5 protein-coding genes are annotated in these 4,224 nt (G+C 65.1%); 1 reads left to right on the forward strand and 4 read right to left on the reverse strand.

Features of this window, described 5'->3' with window-relative positions:
• From PMI02_RS15115 to PMI02_RS25935, 4 genes are all read right to left on the reverse strand, one after another.
• On the reverse strand, nt 1–871 hold an 871-nt coding region (locus PMI02_RS15115; RefSeq protein ID WP_007684312.1), incomplete at its 3' end, for an MFS transporter.
• 58 nt (nt 872–929) lie between these two features.
• Nucleotides 930–1,508, reverse strand: coding sequence for a hypothetical protein (locus PMI02_RS27520; protein WP_007684313.1), 579 nt, complete (start codon nt 1,506–1,508; stop codon nt 930–932).
• Complete coding sequence (locus PMI02_RS15125; protein ID WP_007684314.1) at nt 1,505–2,362, reverse strand: phytanoyl-CoA dioxygenase family protein; 858 nt, start codon at nt 2,360–2,362, stop codon at nt 1,505–1,507. The genes PMI02_RS27520 and PMI02_RS15125 overlap by 4 nt, the downstream gene beginning before the upstream one ends.
• Before the next feature lie 151 nt (nt 2,363–2,513).
• The gene (locus PMI02_RS25935) at nt 2,514–3,461 is read right to left on the reverse strand and encodes a LysR family transcriptional regulator (RefSeq protein ID WP_157222538.1); all 948 of its coding nucleotides are present in this window, start codon (nt 3,459–3,461) and stop codon (nt 2,514–2,516) included.
• Between the two features lie 166 nt (nt 3,462–3,627).
• Here PMI02_RS25935 and PMI02_RS15135 point away from each other — a divergent pair.
• The coding region (locus tag PMI02_RS15135) for an LLM class flavin-dependent oxidoreductase (protein ID WP_007684316.1) at nt 3,628–4,224 on the forward strand (597 nt) is incomplete at its 3' end.

A 4,224-nucleotide genomic window follows, 5' to 3' on the forward strand; every position in this document is an offset into this window, starting at 1 on the left:
GGCGGCCGTGGCGTCCCGCCAGCCGTACCCACAGGTACTGCGACCCCATCATCGCCAGCGTCTGGACAAGGAAGATCGAGCCCAACGTGCTGTCAGCCACGCCCAGCACATGCCGTGTGTAGAAGGGGATTGCCGACATGTGGACGGTCAGGCCCGAGAACAATACCAGCTTGAAGCCGATCAGGCAGAGGAACGGGCGGTTGCGGCGTAGCGCCGCGAAGGCTTCGCGCAGCGATCCGCCATCGGTTTTTTGGGGCTCGGGCGCTTCACGCTCGCGCAGGAGCAGGAACGAGGCGATGCCGCCCAGGGCGATTAGGATACCCAGGACCACGGCGACAACCCCGTGGCCGGCGCGGTCGCTGCCGATCCGCGAGAGCAGGAACGGTGCCGCGGCCGTCGCCGCCATGTTGCCGAGCGACGACCCATAGACGCTGAACGTCATCAGCTTCGAGCGTTCGGCGAAGTCGGCGGTGATGGCCCGGCCCAGTGCGAGGTAGGGTATGCGGAACACGGTGTAGGCGGTCGAGAAGACCAGCAGGGTCATGATGACCCAGGCCCAGAGCGCGGTGCCGGACAGGGCGCCGGGCACGTTGAACAGCATGACCATCGAAAGCCCGGCGAGCAGTCCGCCGCCCAGAAGGTAGGGGCGATACTTTCCGAAGCGGGTATGTGTGCGATCGCCGAGATATCCCATCAGCGGATCGCACGCAGCGTCGTAGATCTTCGCCAACACCGTGAACATGCCCGCGACGCCGATGGTGATGCCGAGCGAGTCCGTCATGAAGCGCAAGTGCAGCAGCCCCACCGCGCTCACCAGCGCGGAAGAAGTGAACGAGCCAATCGCCCAACCCAGATATGCACTCTTCTTCACATGGTGTCCTCGGCAGGAAGGGCTGGGAACTCCGGGCGCGGGCAGGGCGGGTTCGGGATCACTCGGACCAGACTTTCGCCATATCGGAGCTGCCGTTTGCCGGGCAGCCGTCCTTGGGGAGTTGGACCGCGACCATGAAGGAGCCTTCGGGCCCCGCTTTCGAGATGTGGCCCTTGCCGGTGCAGTCCTCGGCGTAGGCGAGGTCGCCGTGGCGCAGTTCGTATTCGGTGCCGTCATGCAGGCCGATCATCATCGATCCGAAGATCGGGATCAGCAGCGTAGGCTGGTGGGCGACGTGGAAGCCGAAGCCTGCGTTCGGCTGAGATCCGCCCAGTGTCACGCGAACCGCAGTGCGGCGCAGCAGCGTCGCGATAGCCTGGCCGCGAGGCCCCACCACTTCAAGCTGCTCGGCAACCGTCAGGCCGTCGGCGCCGGAATAAAGGTGGAAGACCCGCTTGAGCCAGGGTACTTCGCCGCCGGTCCCGGGGAACTCCATCGGCAGGTCGGGGCCTTTGATGGGTTCGACTTTTGCGGCTGCTGGTGCAGGTCCGGCCCAGGCCGCATCGACAAGGCCAAGGCCGGCGAGAAGGGCCGCACCGCGGCCCAAGAATTCACGCTTGCTGGCATCGAAGTTCATGCGACCTGCTCCTCGCGCGGGGTGAACGCGCGCGGCTCGTCGTCGGGCCGGCGCCAGATCAGCGGAAGCAGTTCCCCGGGCTCGGGGTGGACGCCGTCCGGCTGGCTCAGCAGGTCCATGCCCTGCACCGGCATCAGGCCTTCGCGCGGGCACCAGTAGCAGTCGTCGCCGATCATCCGCATGGCAAGGCCGGTGCGGGCTAGGGACTCGGAATCGTTGCCTTTGGAATAGTGCGGGATGTCTACGTGGAACAGCACGGCATCTCCCGGTTGAAGATCCCAGGTAACGAAGCGGAAAGGGAAATCGGGATTGCCGCGCTCGCCTTCGAAGTCGGGGAAGCGGAACGTTCCGTCGCCCGCGGGCCCGAACCGCGAGCCGGTCTCGATGCAGAAGCGGTGGTAGCCCGCGACGAATTCGATGCGCCCGTTCTCTTCGTTCACCGGCGAGAGGGCCACCCACAGGTTCGGGATCATCGTGCCGGTGAAGGGCCAGAGGTGGTCGGCATGCCACTGCATTATCGACGGGGACTTCGGCGGCTTGCGGAACAGGTGATCGTGGAACATCTGCACGTTGTCCGCCTCGATCACGCGCCCGACGATCTCGCCCGCCGGCGAGTTGAAGGCGAAGTCGCGGAACGCCCCCGGCCTGTGCCAGAGGTGCGAGACCGAGATCATCGCGCCATGCGACGGACCGGTCAGGCCGTGGGCGGCAGGATCGGCGGCGACTTCGAGCGCGGCCTGCTGGAGCTTTCCGATCCATTCGGCGTCGAACATCTGGCGCAGGCAGACCACGCCGTCGCGGCGGTAGGTCTCGATGTGCTCGTCCGTGACCGGGTTAAGGGGACGTTGGTTCATCGTCGATCTCGCCTGTATGAAGAAGAAGGGTATGGTGAGCGACTGGATTCCCACCAAACCAGTCTGCTCATCGTGCGGCAGTGTCGGGGGCGAGAACAGAGAACTAATGTTGACCTGTGATAGAGGCGTTCTATCGCGGTCGGCCCGAGCGTCAGGCAGCGATGGTTTCCAGCCGTTTTGGGACCTGCATGACGCGCAGGACCGATTTCAGGCGGCGCCTGGCCACCGTCTCGTATCCCCCTTCGATCCATAGCAGGCCCAGCGGGGGGCCTTCGATGACCGATCCGGGGACCTGACGCACGCTGCCGTCCCGCAGTTCGGTGTCGAACTGGCTGTCCGGGACCATGCCGAGCAAGCCGCCGTCCAGCACCATCCGGCGGATCAGGTGCATCGATGCGGAACGAACCGCCACCATATCCTCGGTCATTCCGAAGCAGGCGAGCAGGTCCAGCACCTGATTCGAATTATCGTGCCGCGCCGCACCCGCCGCCTTCCCTGCAGCTACGTTGGGGGCGTCCGCCTGGGCCCAAGCATGTTTGCCGATCGGCCTTTCGTGGGCAATTTCGTCGAAGATCGCGTGGTCGGCGCGCCCGAACACCGAGTAATACTGTCGCAGCAAGGGTTCGAAGGCGATCTCGTCGGCTTCGTCATCGCCGGTAGGCGCTGCGGAGAACGCAAGATCGAGTTCGCCTCGCCGCAATAGGGCAATGAGGTCGGCGCTGTAGGCCTCGACCACGCGAAGAGTGACGGAGGGCTCGCGTTCGCGGAAGGCGGCTACCGCATGCGCGAACTGGCTGTTCAGCAGAACCGGATGGACACCCACCACAATCACTTGCGAGCGATTGGTGCGCTCCACTTCCGCAAGCAGGCGGTTGTGTTCGTTGACGATCAGGCGAGCACGGACGATCAGCGTCTCGCAGGCTTCGGTCGGACGGATGCCGGACGGCCCCCGATCGAACAACGAGAGCCCGAGGCTTTCTTCAAGCTGACGGATGCTCCAGGTGAGGGCGGGCTGTGACATCCCGAAGGTGCGGGCCGCTTTGCGGAAGCTGCCGGCCTCGTAGACCCCGATCATGCGTTCGAGCTTGACGATGTTCATCTTGAGCGCCGTTTCCGTGATGGCCGAGGGAAGGCCCTCACGGTCGATCAAGCTTCTCTCGCAGAGTAATAGATTTCTTGAGTTATTCGCTCTGCGGTCACCTGCCAGTTTCGCGGCGCAATCAGCCGGGCGAAGCAATCATGTCGCCGGGCCAGGGAGACCCGCCATGCCGCTCGAGATCCTCGGAGTCCTGCTCCATCGCAATGCGTCGGAAATCTCTCGGGCGGGTGGGCCGCCCTTCGATGCGGAAATGATCGGCACTCTCGCCCGCGCCTTCGACGAGAACGGCTTCGACCGGGTGCTGATCTTGCAGAACTCCTATGCGCCCGACCCTTTCGCGATCGCCAGCTATGCCGCCGGGATCACGCGGCGGCTTGCGTTCATGGTAGCGCACCGACCGGGCTTCATCGCCCCCACCATGGCTGCGCGCATGTTCGCCACGCTCGACCAGTTGAGCGGGGGCCGGGCCGGCGTGCACGTCATCACCGGTGCCAACGACCTCGAACTCACCTGCGACGGAGACTATCACACCAAGGATGAGCGCTACCGGCGCAGCGGCGAATACGTGGGAATCATGCGCTCTATCTGGGAAGCGCGTGAGCCGGTGAGCCACGAGGGCGATTGGTATCGCTTCGACCGTGCGCTGGCGGAGGTCCGGCCAGTGCATGGAACGATCCCGGTCTACTGGGGCGGAGCCTCGCCGCTGGCGCTCGAGACGGGCGCACGGGTGGCGGACGTCTATGCCATCGGCGGTCTCAAGCCG

The sequence above is a fragment of the Novosphingobium sp. AP12 genome (genome assembly GCF_000281975.1).
In the GTDB taxonomy this organism is placed as follows: Bacteria; Pseudomonadota; Alphaproteobacteria; order Sphingomonadales; family Sphingomonadaceae; genus Novosphingobium.

Coding starts and splice junctions, on each gene's coding strand:
- PMI02_RS27520 (WP_007684313.1), bottom strand. CDS start 1,508: ATGAACTTCGATGCCAGCAAGCGTGAATTCTTGGGCCGCGGTGCGGCC.
- PMI02_RS15125 (WP_007684314.1), bottom strand. CDS start 2,362: ATGAACCAACGTCCCCTTAACCCGGTCACGGACGAGCACATCGAGACC.
- PMI02_RS25935 (WP_157222538.1), bottom strand. CDS start 3,461: ATGAACATCGTCAAGCTCGAACGCATGATCGGGGTCTACGAGGCCGGC.